Raw genomic sequence first — 16,577 nt, 5'->3', positions numbered from 1 at the left:
GACACCGCTCATGCTCCATAACCCGGGGTGCGGTCAGCGGCCGAACACCTTCTTCAGGATCGCGCTGCCGGTGCCCACCGGGTCCTGGCGGATCTTGTGTTCCTCTTCGGCAATCATCAGGTACAGGCCGTCCAGCGCACGGCGGGTAACGTATTGCTGGACGTTGGCGTCTTCATCTTTGACCAGGCCAAACTTGGCGGCCTTGGCGGCGACGGCGTTGTATTTCTCGGCGGCCGAGACTTTTTGGGTGGCCTTGGTGACGATGGGCAGGAACTTGGCGCTCAGCGGCTCGCGGGTGTTGCGGGCAAAGAAGTCGGTCACCGCTGTGTCGCCACCGCGCACGATCTGTAGCGCGTCCTTGACGGAGATGTTCTTCACCGTTTGCACCAGCAGTGCCTTGGCCTCGGGAATGGCGGCCTCGGCAGCGCGGTTCATCGCGGTGATCAGCTCATCGACCTTCTTCTGCTGGCCGGTGGCGCGCAAGAGCTTGGCCGCATCGTTCAGCGCTCCGGGCAGGCCTATGCGCACCTTGTCGTTACCCAGAAATCCATCCTGCCGGCCCAGCAGGGCCACCGCGGCGATGGCGCCGCGCTCCAACGCCGCGCGTATGCCCGAGGCGGCATCGCGCTCGGACAGATCGGCCGCCCACAGCGGCAGGTGAACAAGGCCCAGCGAGCTGAAGTGGCTGAACTGGCGGCGGCTGATCATGAGCATCTCCCGTTGGCTTGACGACCATGATGCCAGCTGTTGCCGACTTGGCATCGCGCCATGTCGGGCGCTCATATCAGGCCCGTAATCGGATGTTTGCCACCCGGGCGCCAGCATCCCTGCGCAGAGTCTGCTTGAATCGGTTGAAACAACAGGAGGACTGCAATGAGTGGCAAGACCCGGGTGCTGGTGATTGGTTGTGGATTTGGCGGTATCGAAGCGGTGCGGGCGCTGTCCAGGGCGCGGGATGAGGTGGAGATCACGCTGGTGGACCGCACCAACCACCACCTGTTCCAGCCCCTGCTCTACCAGGTGGCCACCGCGGGCCTGAGCGCACCGGCGATCTCGGGCCCGATACGCCACATCCTGCGGCCGCAGATGCGGCGCGGCAATCTGACCATCCTGCAGGCCGAGGTCAAAGCCATCGATGCGCCGGGCCGGAGGGTCACCCTGCATGACGGCGAGCAGCTCGCCTACGACCATCTGATCGTCGCCGCCGGCGCCACCCACAGCTATTTCGGCCATGACGAATGGGCCGCCCATGCGCCGGGCCTGAAGACCTTGACCGATGCATTCAACATCCGTCAACGCGTCGTCAATGCCTTCGAGCAGGCCGAGCGCTGCGAGGACCCCGCCCGGCGCCAGGCCTGGCTGACCTTCGTCGTCATCGGCGCCGGGCCTACCGGCGTCGAGATGGCCGGCACCTTGAGCGAGATGGCCCGCCACACGCTGGTCAGCGAGTTCCGCCGCATCGATTCGCGCGAGGCGCGGGTGGTGCTGGTCGAGGGCTCGGACCGGGTGCTGGGCAGCTTTGTGCCGGCGCTGTCTCAGCGCGCGGCCGAGCAATTGCAAAAGCTCGGCGTGGAGCTTCGCACCGGCTGCCGCGTCACCCATATCGACGGCGACAGCGTGCGCTTCGAATCGACCGCCGGCACCGAGGCGCTGCCCAGCCACACCGTCGTCTGGGCCGCGGGCGTGGCCGGCTCGCCGCTGGGCCGGGCGCTGGCCGACAGCGTCGGTGCGACACTGGACCGCGCCGGCCGCGTGCTGGTGCAGCCGGACCTGAGCCTCGAGGGCCACCCGGAGATCAGCGTCATCGGCGATCTGGCCGCGGCCAAGAGTTACACGCCCGGTGCAGAGCCCAGGCCGGTGCCCGGCGTCAGCCCGGCGGCCAAGCAGATGGGGCGCAGCGCGGCGGCGAATGTGCTGCGGCGGCTAAGGGGGCAGACCACCCAGCCCTTCCGCTATGCCGACTACGGCAACCTGGCCACCGTGGGCCGCAAGGCGGCGGTCGTCGATCTGGGCGTGCCGGGCCTGGGTGCCCTGCGCTTTTCGGGCTACTTCGCCTGGCTGTTCTGGCTGTTCGCGCACATCTACTTCCTGATCGGTTTTCGCAACCGGCTGATCGTGCTGATCGACTGGGCCTGGGCCTACTGGACCTTCGAGCGCAATGCGCGGGTGGTGCCGCAGGCGCAGGACCATGCTTAGGCTGCGATGAGCTCCCGTGCATCAAAACTTTGGTGCACGCGGGCCCGCACCAGGGCCGGGTCATTGACCGTGCGCACATCGGCATAGACGGCCTCGGCCTCGGGGTAGAGCCGGCGCAGATAATTGAGCCATTGCTTGAGCCGGCCGGCGCGGTGCCGGGGCTCGATGTGGATATCGATCAGGCCCCAGAAATGCCGGATCAGCGGCAACAGCTCGTCCCAGGCCAGCACACCGGCGCCGGGCTGCAGGATGCTCAGCGCGAGCCCCGGGTTGACGACCATGCCACGGCCCAGCATCAGCGGGTGGCAGCCCGACTGCTCGCGGCAGCGAGCGGCGTCCTCGGCGGTCCATATCTCGCCGTTGGCGATGACAGGAATCTTCAAGCTGGCGCGAATCTCGGCAATACGGTCCCAGTAGGCCGGAGGCTTGTAGCCATCGGCCTTGGTGCGGGCATGGACCACCAGCTCGTCGGCGCCGGCTGACTCGATGGCCTGCGCGCAGTCCAAGGTGCGGCTGGTGCACAGAAAACCCAGCCGCATCTTGGCCGACACCGGCATCGGCTGCGGCACCGCGGCGCGAACTGCCGACACGATTTTGTGAATGAGCTCCGGATCGTCCAGCAGCGCCGCCCCGCCGCCGTGGCGGTTCACCACCTTGGCCGGGCAGCCGAAGTTCAGATCGATGCCCGCGGGCCCCAGCTCGGCCAGCTTGGCTGCGTTCTCGGCCAGGCAGGCAATATCTGACCCCATCAACTGCGCGCGCACCGGCACGCCCGACGGCGTGCGCCCGCCATTGAGCAGCTCGGGCACGATGCGGATGAAGGTGCGATTCGGCAGCAAGGTGCCGGTGACGCGGATGAACTCCGACACGCAGCGGTCGATGCCGCCCACGCGGGTCAGCACATCGCGCAGCGTGAAGTCGAGCAGGCCTTCCATGGGCGCCAGCAGTATCGTCATCGCCCCTGCCCCTCACACCAGCCGCGCCAAGCCTGGCGCAGCAGCGCGTCGAGATGGCCGGCAAAGCGCGGAGCATCGCACAGCGGCGACCGCAGCAGGCGTTCGCGCAGGCCGGCACGCAGCGCGGCCAGGGCCGGCAGATCGCTGGCATGGGCGACGGCACGGGCCAGATAGTCGTCTTCGTCGGCCGCCACCCAGTCGGACAGGCCGAGGTTTTGCAGCAGGCTCTCGCCCTGGCGAGACAGGGCCGTGGCACCGCGCAGGCTCAAGACCGGCACGCCCATCCACAGGCCCTCGACACTGGTCGTGCCGCCCGGATACGGGAACGGGTCCAGCGCGATATCGACGCTGTTGTAGGCGGCCAGATACGCGGCGCGCGGTGAGGCACCTTCGAGCAGCAGGCGCTCGGGACCGATGCCATGGCGCGCAAAACCCTCGCGCACGGCTTCTTGTGAACCGCCCTTCAGCAGCAGGCGGCTGCCGGGCACGGCCTGCAGCACCCGAGCCCACAGCGCGACCACGGCCTCGTTCATCTTCAGCGGCTTGTTGAAGCAGCCAAAGGTGATGCAGCCCTGGGCCAGCGCCGGCAAGGGGCCGACCGCGATGTCCAGGGCCGGTGGCGTGAAGCACAGAAAGGTCTCGGGCAGGCGCAGCACCGGCTCGATGAACTGCGCTTCGCCGCCCGGCGGCGTGATCCAGGGGTCGCCGACAAAGCCGTCGATCGTCGAGAGCCCGGTGCTGGCGCAATAGCCCAGCCAGCTCAGTTGCACCGGGGCCGGCTTCCAGGCGAAGACGGGCAGCCGGTTGTGGGCGGTGTGGCCGGCCAGGTCGATCAGCACGTCGATCGCATCGGCATGGATCAGCTGAGCCAGCGCCTCATCGCTCAGCGCCCGCACCCCATGCCAGCGCTGGCAGTGGCTGCGGATGACCATTGACACCGCATCGTCATTCGCCTGATTGGCATAGACGACCAGGTCCACGTCGCGGCCCAGTTCGGCCAGCACCGATTGAGCGAAATAGCCGACCGGGTGGTTGCGCAGATCGGCCGACACCAGGCCCACGCGCAGGCGCCGGCCTGGCTCGGGCGGGCAATTCCAGCTCGCGAACGGTCGAGCCACCCGCAACGCCTGTTCACCGAACTGCCGCGCCTCGTCCAGCGCCCCGTCCGCCTCGGGCAGGTAGTTCAGCATGAAGATCAGATTGCTGCGCGTCTCGAAGTTCAGCGGCTCCAAGTCCAGCGCGCGGCGATAGCTGGCCGCGGCCTCGTCGAAGCGACCCAGCTCCTTGAGCGCAAATGCCAGATTGCTGTGGAACAGCGCATAGCCTGGCTGCAGCAGCACGGCTTGCCGGTAATGCACCAGCGCCTCCTCGGCCCGGCCCTGCGCCTGCAAGGCATTGGCCAGGCTGCCGTGGGCCTCGGCATGGTCGGCCTTGAGCCGCAGCGCCTCGCGGTAGCTGGCGGCCGCGGCCACGTGCTGCCCCTGCTCGGCCAGGGCGATGCCCAGCTTGAAGTGGGCCTGCACAAGATTCGGATTGAATTGCAGCGCATGGCGGTAGCTGGCCGCCGCCTCTGCCCAGCGGGCCTGCACCGTCAGCACATTGCCCAGGTTCAGATGGGCCACGGCAAAACCGGGTTGCAAGGCCAGCGCCCGCTGCAGGCTGGCGGCCGCCTCGTCCAGCCGACCCAGCCCGGTCAGGGCCAGGCCGAGGTTGCAGGCCAGATCGGCATCGCCGGGCAGCAACGCGGCGGCCTGCTGCAAGGCTTCGAACGCCGGCCTGCCCTGAGCCAGCAGGGCCACGCTCAGGCCCTTCCAAACCTCGCCGGCCCGCGGATGACGCAGCAGCAAGGCCCGGGCGTGGGCCTCCATCTCGGCATGGCGGCGGGCGCTGAATAGCGCGAACAGGGCCTGCAGTTCGGCTTGCGGTACGGCGGGAACGGAAGGCGGGAGACTCATGCGGCGGCTGGGTGGCAGGCGCGCATTATTGCCCGCCTGGCCACCCCGCTCGCCGCAATCCGGGAGGGGCGCCGCTCTACTTGCGCTGCTTGCGCGCGGCCGCGCCCAGGGCCAGCAGGCCACTGAGCATCAGCGCCCAACTTGTGGGCTCCGGCACCGGGGCCAGCGCGCCATCGACCGAGAAGGCGATGAACTGGGTCTGCTGGCTGGAGGCGAAGTTGTTGTCGGCCACCAGCACCAGGGTCTGCTTGCCATTGACCACCGGGCCGAAGGTGATGCCCTCGACGTTGTCGAGCAGCAGGGCCGAGCCATCATCGTTCTTCACCGTGCCCAGATCCAGCAGCAGGCTCTTGCTCATCGCCTGATAGCTCTGGCCGGCCAGCGAAGCCAGGCCCGAGACATCGCTGGCCCCGGCGGTCGAGCTCAGATAGATGCGGATGTTGTTGCCCACGCCGGTCGAGAACGAACGCTCGACGGCCAGGAAATGGCTGTCGTCAATCGCCAGCAGCTCGACCAGGCCGTTGGTGGCGAAGCTACCGGCCGGGTTCGGCGCATCGGTGACCGCATCGGTCAGATAGACGTACTCGCGTTCGCGCAGGCCACTGGCGACATTGAACTGGGCCACCCGCGACGGCGAGGCCACGCCAAACGCAGCGGCAGGGCCGTCCTGGGCCAGCGCGTTTTCGGTGGCAATCCAGGCAGTCTTGCCGTCCTTGGACACGGTCAGGCTCTCGAAAGCCAGGTTGTTGCGGATGCCACTGTCGCCGGCAGCGGCGCCCGAGCTGCTGCCGGTGGGCATATAGGCCGCCGGCACGCTGAAGTCGCGCAGATGGCCGCCGTCCAGCGCCGCCTGGCGCAGGGTCGGGCTCTGGAAGCCGCCCGCCGAGCGCTGGCCCTCGTTGGTCCACAGCAGGGTCGGGCCGCTGGCGCCTGGCAGGAGCCGGATGGACTCCGGGTCCACCGTCAGTGCGCCGAAAGCGCTGCCGCCGGCCGTCAGCAGGGTGGTGACCTGGTTGAAGGCCACACCGGCCGAGCCTGGGGTGTTGGAGCGCTGGAATTGGGCCAGGTCCAGGTTCAGGCCATAGAAGCGGGCCGGGTTGAACTGGCTGCGGTCGTCGCTGATCGCGAAGTAGCCGCCGGTGCGGGCGTTGTAGTCGATGCCGGACAGGCCGCCGACCTGGGTGCCCGCAAATTGGGTGCCGGTGGCCAGGGTCTGCTGGCCGAGGTAGTTGAGGCTGGCGGCCTGGGCTTCGCCATAGGCGGCGATCATCAGTCCGGCCACGATGGCCAGACCAAGGCGGCCGCTCAGCCGGGTATGGGTGTCTTGGTGCATGGAATCCTCTTGCGCGTTGGGAACAGAGCAGGCGCAGTCTGGCTGCCTCAGATGACGTCAGCGGGTCATCTGCAGGCCGATGGAAGCGCCAAACGGCCTATGCATCGATGCCGCGCCTGCGGGCGCGGTCCCGCCGGCCGGCATCGGCGGAGCCTCCGGGCGGCGCGATTGCGTGACGCATGTCACGCCCCGACCCACCATCCAGCGCCTGGTGTCTCAACGGTTCGGCACGGCAGCCGATACCACGATGTAATCGGTCGACATCAGAACCCAGCCATGCCTTTCAGGCCCTATGGGCCTCCAGACCGAACAGGATACTCAATGACTCCCAGGTCCTTCCCTTCGCTGCGCGCCATCCGCAAGGCGCTCATGCTTGTCGCCAGCGCCGCCTCGCTGTTGCTGACGGCACCGGCCAGGGCGCAAGCAAGCCCGGACCAGCTCGTCAAGGTCAAGATCGCCCCCGACCTGATAGGCCTCGCAAACGCGGCTTCCGGCAACACGACGGCGTCCACGACCGCAAACGGCACCGCCTTCGTCCCCTGGGCCGCAACGGTGGAGGGCGAGTTGCTGGTGCGCGCCATGGTGGTGGCCAGCAGCGACGATGCCAGCCTGAGTTCGCTGCGCAAATACGTGCTGTCGGCCGGCGGCTCTGTGTACTACAACTACACCTCGATTCGCGCCTTGGCGGTGATGTTGCCGGCAGCCAAGCTGACGGAGCTGGCCAGCCGCGCCGATGTGATCAGCGTATCGCCCAATCGCGCAGTTGCGCGCACCGCGAGCCTGCTGCAAACATCGACCGGCGCCGTCGACGCCGATGTTGCATTCCGGGGGATGCTCAACGGCAGCGGCGTCGGCATTGCCGTGGTCGACTCCGGCATTGCCTGGAACCACCAGAGCCTGGGCACCAGCGTGAATGGCGTCAAGGTCAGCAGCCGGGTGCGTCAGGCCGTCGACTTCGTCGAATTCGGCAAGAGCTGGAAGCAGCTGGGGTGGACCAAGGGCACGGACAATTCGGTCGAAGCCACCATCGCTCTTGACGGCAGCAAGGCATTGACCGGCTTCTCCCGGGTTCAGAAGCCCGGCTCAGGCATCTCCGACGCCTATGGTCATGGCACCCATGTGGCATCAATCGCTGCCGGCAGCGGCAGCTACCAGTCGCCCGACTCATCCGGCCTGGCGACCAATGCCAGCCTCTACGACGTGCGCGTACTCGATGACAAGGGCGTGGGCAATCTGGCCGACGTGATCGCCGGCATCGACTGGGTCATCCAGCACGCCCGGTTGCTCAACATCCGCGTCATGAATCTGAGCCTGGCCGCCAGCTCGACGGAATCCTTTGTCACCGATCCTCTTGCCCGCGCCGCCCGCGCAGCAAGCGCCGCCGGTGTGATCGTTGTGGTCGCCGCCGGCAACGCCGGCAAGACCGCCGACGGACGCGAGGTCTACGGCGCGGTCGGCTCACCCGGCCATGATCCGTCTGTCATCACCGTCGGCGCAGCCAATCCGCGTGGCACCTCGTTTCGCAGCGATGACACGCTCGCCGGCTTCAGCTCGCGAGGCCCGACCCGTGGCCGCACCGTACTGGCGGGCGGTGAACGCTGGACCGACAACCTCCTCAAACCCGACCTGGTCGCCCCCGGCAACCGCCTCATCGGCGCGCTGGCGGCCGACACCTCGGGCAATCGCAACAGCTGGAACCTGCTGGCGACCACCTACCCGCAGCTGGCCGCCATACCCGGTGCCGCGCAGGCGCCGAACCAGACCCTGATGGAGATGAGCGGCACCTCGGTCGCCGCGCCGGCAGTCTCCGGCGCCGTCGCCCTGATGCTGCAGGTCAACCCGGGCCTCACGCCGCCACTGGTCAAGGCCATCCTGCAGTACACGGCCCAGCCGCTGAACGGCCCCAACCTGCTGCAGCAGGGCACGGGCGCCTTGAACGTTGAAGGTGCCGTGCGCCTGGCCGCGGCGCTGCGTACCGACATCGCCCCAGCGCTGGCCGCCGGAAACCTGCGTGCCGGAGACTCCTTGCTGGCCTCGGGCCGCTACCTGCCCACCCCGCAGTCGACCATCAACGGCCAGACCTTCCATTGGGCGCGCATGGTGACGGCCGGAGGCAACCACCTGCTATCGGGCGACGCACTGTTCACCAAGTTCCAGCCCATCTACGACCCTCGACTGAACTGGACCCGCAATCTGGTGCTGCGCAGCACCGTCACCTATTGGCCCCTGACGTTCAACACAGTGCCCCGGTCGATCACCGAGGCACGCCTCAGCGGTCGCCTATCACTGGTGACCTCGGGTGTGCTCTGGATGACCGGACCGTCGTCGCTTTCAGCGCTGAGCCCATGGTCGTCAACCGGCCTGCTGTCGGGCCGGGCCCTTGCCGGCAGCGGACTGGTGCTCAGCGAAGGCTTGGTGCTCAGCGAGGGCCTGGTGCTGAGCGAAGGTCTGGTCCTCAGTGAAGGTCTGGTGCTCAGCGAAGGCCTCGTGCTGAGCGAAGGCCTGGTCCTCAGCGAGGGCCTGGTGCTGAGCGAGTCGGTGCGCGACCCCGCCGGCATTGCCGACCCCAGCGTCGGCGGCGAACGCTGACCGAAACAGCCATGGGCCGCCCTGCGGACAACACCGACCCCACGACCGGGTCTGCGCAGGGTGGTGCCCTCTGGGCCTGGTTCAAGGGCACCGGTTTCTACCGGAGCCATCTGCACGACTACAACCTGGCTGCCAGCCGGTTCTGGCTGGTGCTGGCACTGACGGGCGCGGTGGCCTTTGGCTACAACCTCGTCGGCCTGACGCGACTGCCGCCGGGTGAGCTCTGGGAAGTCCTGGGCTGGGCGGCATTGGCCATGCTCGCCGCGGCATTTCCGATCCAGATTCCACGCAGCAAGCTGTCGGTATCAACCAGCGACGCCGTCTTGTTCCTGCTTCTGGCCTTGCATGGCGCACCGGCCGCGGCGCTGACCGCAGGTGTGGAGGCCTACCTCGCCTCGTCGCGCTCGTCCAAGCGGCTGACCAGCCGCGTCGGCAGCCTTGCCGCGGCCACCATCGGCATGACGGTGGGCGGCACATTGTTCACCCTGCTTGCGCCGCCCCTGCAGGGGCTCGGGTTTGCGCAACCGGCCGCGCATCTGGCTGCCCTGGCGGTCGGAGCGCTGGCGCACTTTGCCATCAGCACCTGGGCCCTCACAAAGGTCATCTACCTCAAGCGACAGCTGAGCTTGAGCTGGGATGAGTGGCTCTCCAGCGTGGGCTGGGTCGGTGCGCTGACCCTGGTGTCGGCGATGCTGGCCGGCCTGCTGTCGCTGAACGCCCAGAGCTTCGGGCGCGCAGCCGTGGCCGTGGGCATGCTGGTGATGGGTCTGTCGCTGGCCCTGCTGCGCACGCATTTCAGGCAGCAGATCGTCGAGCACGAAGCCCAGGAAGCGCGCGTCACCGCTGCCGAGCTCGAAGCCGCCCACAACCAGAAGCGCTTCCACGCCGCCTTCACCCACGCGTCGATCGGCATGGCCATCGTCGCAGCCGACGGCAAGATGCTGCAGGTCAATCAGGCGCTGTGCCAGCTGCTGGGATACAGCGCCGGCGAGATCCAGCAGCGCAGTTTTCGCAGCCTGCTGCATGCTGGGGACGCCAGCCTGCTGGACCGTCATGTGGCCGGTGTCTCGAGTCGGCACGAAGACATGTTCTCCACCGAGCTGCGCTGCATCGGTGCGCACCAGCGCCAGACCTGGGTATCGCTGCACTGCGCGCGCTTCGACGACGATGCCACAGCCGATGCCTGCCTGATCTTCCAGCTGCACGACATCACCTCGCGGCGCCATGCCGAGGGCGAGCTGCACCACATCGCCTACCACGACAGCCTGACCGACCTGCCCAATCGCAACTGCTTCCTGGAGCGCCTGCAGGCCACCGTCGAGCGCAGCCGCACCGATCAGCGCTGCAGCTTTGCGCTGATGTACCTGGACCTGGACCGCTTCAAGATCGTCAACGACAACCTCGGTCATGCGGCCGGCGACGAGTTGCTCAAGGAGGTGGCCAGACGGCTGAGCGTCTGCGTGCGCCCGCGCGATCTGGTGGCGCGCCTGAGCGGAGACGAATTTGCGATCCTGCTGGAGGAGACCTCGAACCAGCAGGATGTGCTGGCGCTCGGCCATCGGGTGCTCGCCGCACTGGAGCTGCCGGTCAGCATCTACGGCACCGAAATCCGGCCGCAGGTCAGCATCGGCATCACCTTCAGCGACCTGGGCTACCGGCTGCCTGACGAGGTGCTGCGCGACGCCGATCTGGCGATGTACAAGGCCAAGGCCGACGGCAAGGGCAGGATCGCGATGTTCGACACCAGCCTGCACGAGCAGCTCGGCCACAAATTGCAGCTCGAGGCGGATCTGCGCCATGCCATCGGCGAGGGTCAGTTGTCGCTGGCCTACCAGCCACTGTTCGATCTCGACCCCTACCGACTCAACGGCTTCGAGGCGCTGGCCCGCTGGGTGCATCCGACGCGTGGGCCGATCAGCCCAGCCGTGTTCATTGCGCTGGCCGAGGAAACGGGCTGCATCCAGGCCCTCACCGCCTGGGCCATCGATGAGGCCGCACGTCAGCTAGCCGTCTGGCGATGCGAGGCGCCGGAATCAGCGGCACTGGTGATGCATGTCAACGTGTCGGGCAAGGACCTTTCACACCCGCAGCTCGTGCCGCATGTGGCCGAAGTGCTGCGCCGCCACGGGCTGCCGGCCCAGCTTCTGACCCTGGAAATCACCGAGAGCGCGCTGATGGAGCAACGCGAACTGGCGATGCGCTCTCTGGCCGAGCTCGGCGCATTGGGCGTGAAGCTGGGCATTGACGACTTCGGCACCGGCTACTCGTCGCTCGCCTATCTGAGCACCCTGCCCTTCGACTGCCTGAAGATCGACCGTTCGTTCGTGATCGGCATGGCCAAGAGCCAGCAGAACGTCGAGATTGTGCGCACGATCCTGTCGCTGGGCCGCTCGCTGAACAAGCAGGTCGTGGCCGAGGGCATCGAGACGCATGAACAACTGCAGCGACTGAAGGACATGGGCACGCCCATCGGCCAGGGCTATCTGCTGTCGCGCCCGCTGAACCCGACCCAGGTGCGCGATCTGCTGCGGGAGCCGAGATTGGCTCCTCAATAAGGGCGTTCCTTTCCCAAACTTCGATGCGGCTGGGTGGCGGCGCAGGCACAGCCCCGCCAGCCGCCGGGCTTCAGTGCAGGGGTCGCCCTTGCAGGGCGACTGCCTTGCGGCCATGACGCAAGCATGCGTCATGGCCCTAGCCAGGCAGAAGACAGCCCGCAGGGGCTGTCTTCTGTCCGAGCTCGGTGCTCGCGGCTTGGGCCGGACGATCGGGATAGGGGCCGGTCGTTGCAGACCGGTCGCTACGCTCACTCACCTCGGACAATCGCGCCCAGCTAGATTTGGAATCGCGCGCCAGGGCGCGCTGCCCCTAGCCGCTGAGCGCTTCAGCCCCGCACCGGCGCCCGTCGGCTGGCGGGGCTGCGCCTGCGCGGAACCAGGGTGGCGTGGCAGCAGTGGCGTGCCATCATTTGTGCTCGCAATGCGCCCCCAGGCTCCTCGCAAGGCAGTTCCCTCAAAACGGGTGACCGGTCGCGCTCTTAACCCCGCACCGCAAACCACCCCGCCGTCACCACCAGACTCAGCAGCGCCACCGGCACACCCACCCGGGCATGCAGGCGCCAGTCGATGGCGATGCCCTGGCGCCGCGCGGCGTCGACCACGATCAGGTTGGCGATCGAGCCGACCAGCAGCAGATTGCCGGCCAGGGTGCTGACGAGGGCCAGCAGCGGCCCGGCCCAGGGCTCCCTGGCCAGCGGCAGCAAGAGCATCACGGCCGGCACGTTGGAGACCAGGTTCGACAGCAGCAGGGTCGAGGCGAACAGCGGTGCCGGCTGGCTCAGATCAACGCCGGACTGCGCCAGCGCCGCCACGCCACGGGCGCTCAAGCCCGTCAGCTCCAGCGCATGGTTGACGACGAACAGGCCCATGAACAACACCAGCAGTTCCCAGTCGATTTCGCGCATCACCTTGCTGGAGTGAAAGCGCTGACTCAGCAGCAGCAGCCCTGCCCCGACCAGGGCCGCCACATCGCGCGGCCAGTCGGTAAACAGGAACACGGCCAGCAATGCGGCAGCCACGGCCACGCCCTTGGCGCTTTGCCAGCGGTCCAGCGCGATGAAGTCATCGCCTGCAGCCATCATCGCGACCGGCGTGTACGGCCGCGACAGCCCGCGCGCCAGCCAGGCCCACAGCGCCAGCAGGCTCAAGGTCACAGGCACCAGCGCCTCCAGCAGATAGGCGCCGAAGGGCAGCTTCAAGGTCTCCCCGATCAGCATGTTCTGCGGGTTGCCGATCAGGGTCAGCGCCGAGCCGATATTGGCCGCGCAAGCCAGGGCCAGCAGAAAGGGCACCGGGTTCAGACGTTTGCGGGCGCAGGCGTCGGCCAGCATAGGCGCCATCGCCAGGCAGACGATGTCATTGCTGAACACCGCCGACAGCAGGGCCACGACCAGGATCACCACGCCCAGCAGGGCCGCAGGCCCGAGGTTCAGACCTGACACCGCGGTGGTCACCCAGCCATAGAAGCCGCCCAGGCGCAGCTGGGCCGAGACAACCATGAAGGAGAACAGCAGCAGTATCGTCGGCAGATGGATGGACTGCGCCGCCGCCTCGGGCGTCATCACGCCCAGCCCGACGACGGCGATGGCACCCAGCAGGGCCACGCCGGTGCGGTCCAGATGCAGGCGCGGCAGCCCCCCCAGAATCATGCCCAGATAGACGATGGCGAAGATCGCCAGCACCCAGGCATCCATCGCCAGCGTCACCTCACTTGCCCCGCAGCCTTTGCACCCCGGTCAGCAGGCCCAGCACCAGCGCGCCGGCGACCACGCCCAGCAGGCCATCAATCACTGTCGGCAGCACCGCTGCGGCGACGCTGCCAAGTCCCGTGGTCCAGGCCTCGATCGCATGGTGCAGGGGCGCGATGCCATGGGTCAGGATGCCGCCGCCGACCAGGAACATCGCCGCCGTTCCGACCACCGACAGGCCCTTCATCAGCCAGGGCGCGGCTTTCAGAATGCCGGCGCCCAGGCTTTGCAGCGGGCCCGGCTTGCGCATCAGATACAGGCCCAGGTCATCGAGCTTGACGATGCCGGCCACCAGGCCATAAACGCCCACCGTCATCACCACGGCCATGCCGGTCAGCACCGTCACCTGGCTGATAAAGGGCGCGGCGGCTACCGTGCCCAGCGTGATGGCAATGATCTCGGCCGAAAGGATGAAGTCGGTGCGCACCGCGCCCTTGATCTTGTCGCGTTCGAAGGCGACCAGATCGACGGCCGGGTTGGCCAGCGCGGCGGTCAGCTCCTGGTGGTGGGCATCGTCCTCGGCGGGCGCATGCAGGTATTTGTGCGCCAGCTTCTCGAAGCCCTCGAAGCACAGATAGGCGCCGCCCACCATCAGCAGCGGCGTCACCAGCCAGGGTGCGATGTAGGAGATGGCCAGCGCCGCGGGCACCAGGATGGCCTTGTTGACGAAGGATCCCTTGGCCACCGCCCAGACCACCGGCAGCTCACGTTCGGCGCTGACGCCGGTGACCTGCTGGGCGTTCAGCGCCAGGTCATCGCCGAGCACGCCGGCGGTCTTCTTGGCCGCGACCTTGGTCATCACGGCCACGTCGTCGAGCATGGTGGCAATGTCGTCGAGCAGGGCAAGCAGGCTGGTGGCCATCAGTCAATTCCTTTGGGTTGCATGTCTCGGTGGGTCAGGTACAGACGCAGATCGAACTCCAGCTGGTGGTAGTCGGGCTCCATGTGCTGGCACAGCTGGTAGAAGGCCTTGTCATGCTCGCGCTCCTTCAGATGCGCCAGTTCGTGCACGACGATCATCTTCAGGAAGGCCGCCGGCGCCTCGCGGAACAGCGCATCGACGCGGATCTCGCGCTTGGCCTTGAGCCTGCTGCCCTGCACCCGCGACACCGTGGTGTGGGTGCCCAGAGCATGCTTCATCACCTTCAGCTTCTGGTCGTACTGCACCTTGACCAGCGGCTCGGCGCTGCGCATGAAGCGGCTCTTCAACGCCTGGGTGTAGTCGAACAGCGCGCGGTCGGTGCGCACCTCGTGCGGCTCGGCATAGCGCTTGGCCAGCATCTCACCCAGCCGGCCTTCAGCGATCAGCTCGCGCACCTGGGCCAGCAGGGTTTCGGGATAGCCGAGCAGATACTTCACTGCACCGCCGCTGGCGCAGCAGAAGTTGCATAACGCTGACCGACCCAGGTCTCGAAGCGCTCGCACATCGCCTCTTCACCGGCGCTGCTGTCGGCCAGCAGCTCGGCGCCGTGGACGACGCGTATCAAGGCGTCCAGCTGTTGCGGATGTTCGGCCGGGTAGGCGCGCTGCGCGGCCTCCCGCATCGTGGCTTGCGCCTGGGCCCAGGCCTCATCGACCGACAGATTGCACTCGGCGGCCAGATGGCGGGCGCTGAAGCCCTCGCCGGTCAGGCTGCGCAGGGTCGCATCATGGTCGATGCTGTTGCCGGGCGCCCAGTAGTGCTCGGCCAGCAGGGGGCCGATCTGCGGGTTGTCGGTCAGGTAGCCGAAGCGCTGCAGAAAATAAGCCCGGGTCTGGTAGACCGCCATATGGGCCAGCAGATAGCCGTGGTAGGAGCAGGCCGACTCCTGGTTCAGCAGATGCGGGATGGCCAGCAGCGGGCGCGGGCTGTCCATGCCCAGCACCTGCTGCTCGCAGCGGCGTGCCAGGGCCAGCAGGTTCTCGGCCGTCAACTCGTCATCATCCAGCGCATAGACGGCCGCCTCGAAGTAGGACACCAGTGCGATCGAACGCTCATTGAAAGCCATCATCGGCTGGGTGCTGGCGATGCGCTCATGTATCAAGTCATCGGGCATGGCCTGACCCTGGGCATCGACCGCATAGCGCTTGAGCCAGTCGGCATCGTTGAGCAGGGAGTCGCAGAACATCGACTGCGTCTCGGCATAGGCGGCCGAGGTCGGCGCGAACTCCTGCGAGAAACAGGGCGAGTTCTGCGTCACATTGGCGAAATGCGCCGCATGGCCGCCCTCATGGAACAGGGTGGCAATGGCGCGAAGTCCGCTGCCCACCTGGTCGGGCTTGGCCTCGGCGGTGAAGTTGATCTGGCCCGGCACCCAGCGACCCTGGGCATCGAAATAGGCGGGGATGGGACCGTGGCAGAAACCGTTCTGGTACTTGCCCTTGCGCTCCAACAGGTCCAGCTGCATCGTCGCACCGCGGTACTGGATGCCCAGCCGCCGGAAGCTCTGTACCCAGCGCTGCAGGCCCTTGCCGAAGGGCAGGAAGGGGTCCATGCGGCGCACCACATCCCCATTGGTGAAGAAGCGCAGGTTCCAGGGCTGCAGCGCCGCCTCGCCATGCCGGGCCTTGACCTCGGCCAGCGCGCGTTCATTGGCGCCCGCGGTGCGGGCAATGAAGTCGTCCAACACCGAGAACAGGGCCGCCGGCGTCATGCGCTCGGTCTTGCGCAGCTTGAAATCGAAAAAGTCGGCAAAGCCCTGGGCGCGGGCAAAGCGGTTGCGCAACTTGACCAGGTCCAGATAGCCATTGGCCAGAACCCAGCGCTCCAGCTCGGCAAAGGCTTCAAAAGAGCTGCGGCGGTGCGCCTCGACCGGGTTCATGGCCAGATTGGTGGCCAAGCCGCCCAGCGTGGCGTCTTCGCGCTGGCCCTGCTCATTCACATGCCGAAGCACCAGCGCCTGGCGCTTGGCAAACAGCGCGGCCTCGGCGGCGATCAGCTCGTCAAGCAGCGCGGCGGCCTCGGCACTCTCCAGGATATTGGCATCGAACACCGCCAGCCAGCCCTTCAGGCCGTGGATCAGGGCGTCGCGCTCCGGGCCGGGGGGGGCCGCCTCGGCCAGGGCCAGATGCTCGCGCGTGGCGCGCAGCCGAGCCGGGTCGGCGATGAACTGCTTGTAAGCCTGCTCGGCGCGGGCGAAGCCGGCATGGTCCTCGCTGGTGGCCATATAGGTGGCCCAGAACAGGTCTTCCTTGGTCTTGTGGACCTGCAGATAGTCGCTGTTGAGCTGGTCAAAAAACGCTTGTGACGATTCCATCGATCGGGC

Annotated in this window: 11 protein-coding genes; 3 read left to right on the top strand and 8 right to left on the bottom strand. The window is 67.4% G+C overall.

Annotated elements, in window-relative coordinates; translation table 11 throughout:
• Positions 1–33: 33 nt before the first annotated feature.
• Entirely contained in the window at positions 34–708 is a 675-nt protein-coding gene (locus DES47_RS16380; RefSeq protein WP_208115030.1) for a DUF4197 domain-containing protein, read from the bottom strand.
• A 165-nt stretch (positions 709–873) separates the two neighbouring features.
• Here DES47_RS16380 and DES47_RS16375 point away from each other — a divergent pair, with 165 nt between their 5' ends.
• Positions 874–2,196, top strand: a complete 1,323-nt coding sequence (locus DES47_RS16375) for an NAD(P)/FAD-dependent oxidoreductase (RefSeq protein WP_133701812.1) — start codon at positions 874–876, stop codon at positions 2,194–2,196.
• On the opposite strand, the gene DES47_RS16370 is transcribed toward DES47_RS16375, so the two are convergent.
• The 3 genes from DES47_RS16370 to DES47_RS16360 form a co-directional block, all read right to left on the bottom strand.
• On the bottom strand, positions 2,193–3,152 hold the full coding sequence (locus tag DES47_RS16370; protein ID WP_133701811.1) for a tRNA dihydrouridine synthase: 960 nt from the start codon (positions 3,150–3,152) through the stop codon (positions 2,193–2,195). The two genes, DES47_RS16375 and DES47_RS16370, sit on opposite strands and share 4 nt — an antisense overlap.
• Positions 3,149–5,107: an O-linked N-acetylglucosamine transferase, SPINDLY family protein gene (locus DES47_RS16365; protein WP_133701810.1), complete on the bottom strand. Its 1,959-nt coding sequence runs from the start codon at positions 5,105–5,107 to the stop codon at positions 3,149–3,151. The genes DES47_RS16370 and DES47_RS16365 overlap by 4 nt, the downstream gene beginning before the upstream one ends.
• A gap of 76 nt (positions 5,108–5,183) precedes the next feature.
• A complete protein-coding gene (locus tag DES47_RS16360; protein ID WP_133701809.1) occupies positions 5,184–6,440 on the bottom strand; it encodes an esterase-like activity of phytase family protein in 1,257 nt (418 codons plus the stop codon).
• A gap of 321 nt (positions 6,441–6,761) precedes the next feature.
• Between DES47_RS16360 and DES47_RS16355 the strand changes: the two genes are divergently transcribed.
• Together DES47_RS16355 and DES47_RS16350 are read left to right on the top strand one after the other, a co-directional pair.
• Positions 6,762–9,029, top strand: coding sequence for a S8 family serine peptidase (locus DES47_RS16355; RefSeq protein ID WP_166652032.1), 2,268 nt, complete (start codon positions 6,762–6,764; stop codon positions 9,027–9,029).
• Between the two features lie 11 nt (positions 9,030–9,040).
• On the top strand, positions 9,041–11,584 hold the full coding sequence (locus DES47_RS16350; RefSeq protein ID WP_133701807.1) for a putative bifunctional diguanylate cyclase/phosphodiesterase: 2,544 nt from the start codon (positions 9,041–9,043) through the stop codon (positions 11,582–11,584).
• Between the two features lie 479 nt (positions 11,585–12,063).
• Here DES47_RS16350 and DES47_RS16345 read toward each other — a convergent pair whose 3' ends face one another.
• Genes DES47_RS16345 through DES47_RS16330 form a run of 4 tightly spaced genes read right to left on the bottom strand, consistent with a single transcriptional unit; the run spans position 12,064 to position 16,568 of the window.
• Entirely contained in the window at positions 12,064–13,278 is a 1,215-nt protein-coding gene (locus DES47_RS16345; RefSeq protein WP_133701806.1) for an SLC13 family permease, read from the bottom strand.
• A gap of 13 nt (positions 13,279–13,291) precedes the next feature.
• Complete coding sequence (locus tag DES47_RS16340) at positions 13,292–14,194, bottom strand: DUF808 domain-containing protein (RefSeq protein WP_208115029.1); 903 nt, start codon at positions 14,192–14,194, stop codon at positions 13,292–13,294.
• Complete coding sequence (locus DES47_RS16335) at positions 14,194–14,691, bottom strand: M48 metallopeptidase family protein (RefSeq protein ID WP_243748336.1); 498 nt, start codon at positions 14,689–14,691, stop codon at positions 14,194–14,196. The genes DES47_RS16340 and DES47_RS16335 overlap by 1 nt, the downstream gene beginning before the upstream one ends.
• Positions 14,688–16,568, bottom strand: coding sequence for a M3 family metallopeptidase (locus tag DES47_RS16330; RefSeq protein WP_133701804.1), 1,881 nt, complete (start codon positions 16,566–16,568; stop codon positions 14,688–14,690). The genes DES47_RS16335 and DES47_RS16330 overlap by 4 nt, the downstream gene beginning before the upstream one ends.
• Positions 16,569–16,577: the final 9 nt, after the last annotated feature.

It is taken from the genome of Roseateles toxinivorans (assembly GCF_004362525.1).
In the GTDB taxonomy this organism is placed as follows: Bacteria; Pseudomonadota; Gammaproteobacteria; order Burkholderiales; family Burkholderiaceae_C; genus Paucibacter; species Paucibacter toxinivorans.
The sequence above is the reverse complement of the archived record's forward strand: the minus strand, read 5'-3'. Positions and strand labels throughout refer to the sequence as shown.

Coding starts and splice junctions, on each gene's coding strand:
- DES47_RS16380 (WP_208115030.1), bottom strand. CDS start 708: ATGATCAGCCGCCGCCAGTTCAGCCACTTCAGCTCGCTGGGCCTTGTT.
- DES47_RS16375 (WP_133701812.1), top strand. CDS start 874: ATGAGTGGCAAGACCCGGGTGCTGGTGATTGGTTGTGGATTTGGCGGT.
- DES47_RS16370 (WP_133701811.1), bottom strand. CDS start 3,152: ATGACGATACTGCTGGCGCCCATGGAAGGCCTGCTCGACTTCACGCTG.
- DES47_RS16365 (WP_133701810.1), bottom strand. CDS start 5,107: ATGAGTCTCCCGCCTTCCGTTCCCGCCGTACCGCAAGCCGAACTGCAG.
- DES47_RS16360 (WP_133701809.1), bottom strand. CDS start 6,440: ATGCACCAAGACACCCATACCCGGCTGAGCGGCCGCCTTGGTCTGGCC.
- DES47_RS16355 (WP_166652032.1), top strand. CDS start 6,762: ATGACTCCCAGGTCCTTCCCTTCGCTGCGCGCCATCCGCAAGGCGCTC.
- DES47_RS16350 (WP_133701807.1), top strand. CDS start 9,041: ATGGGCCGCCCTGCGGACAACACCGACCCCACGACCGGGTCTGCGCAG.
- DES47_RS16345 (WP_133701806.1), bottom strand. CDS start 13,278: ATGGATGCCTGGGTGCTGGCGATCTTCGCCATCGTCTATCTGGGCATG.
- DES47_RS16340 (WP_208115029.1), bottom strand. CDS start 14,194: ATGGCCACCAGCCTGCTTGCCCTGCTCGACGACATTGCCACCATGCTC.
- DES47_RS16330 (WP_133701804.1), bottom strand. CDS start 16,568: ATGGAATCGTCACAAGCGTTTTTTGACCAGCTCAACAGCGACTATCTG.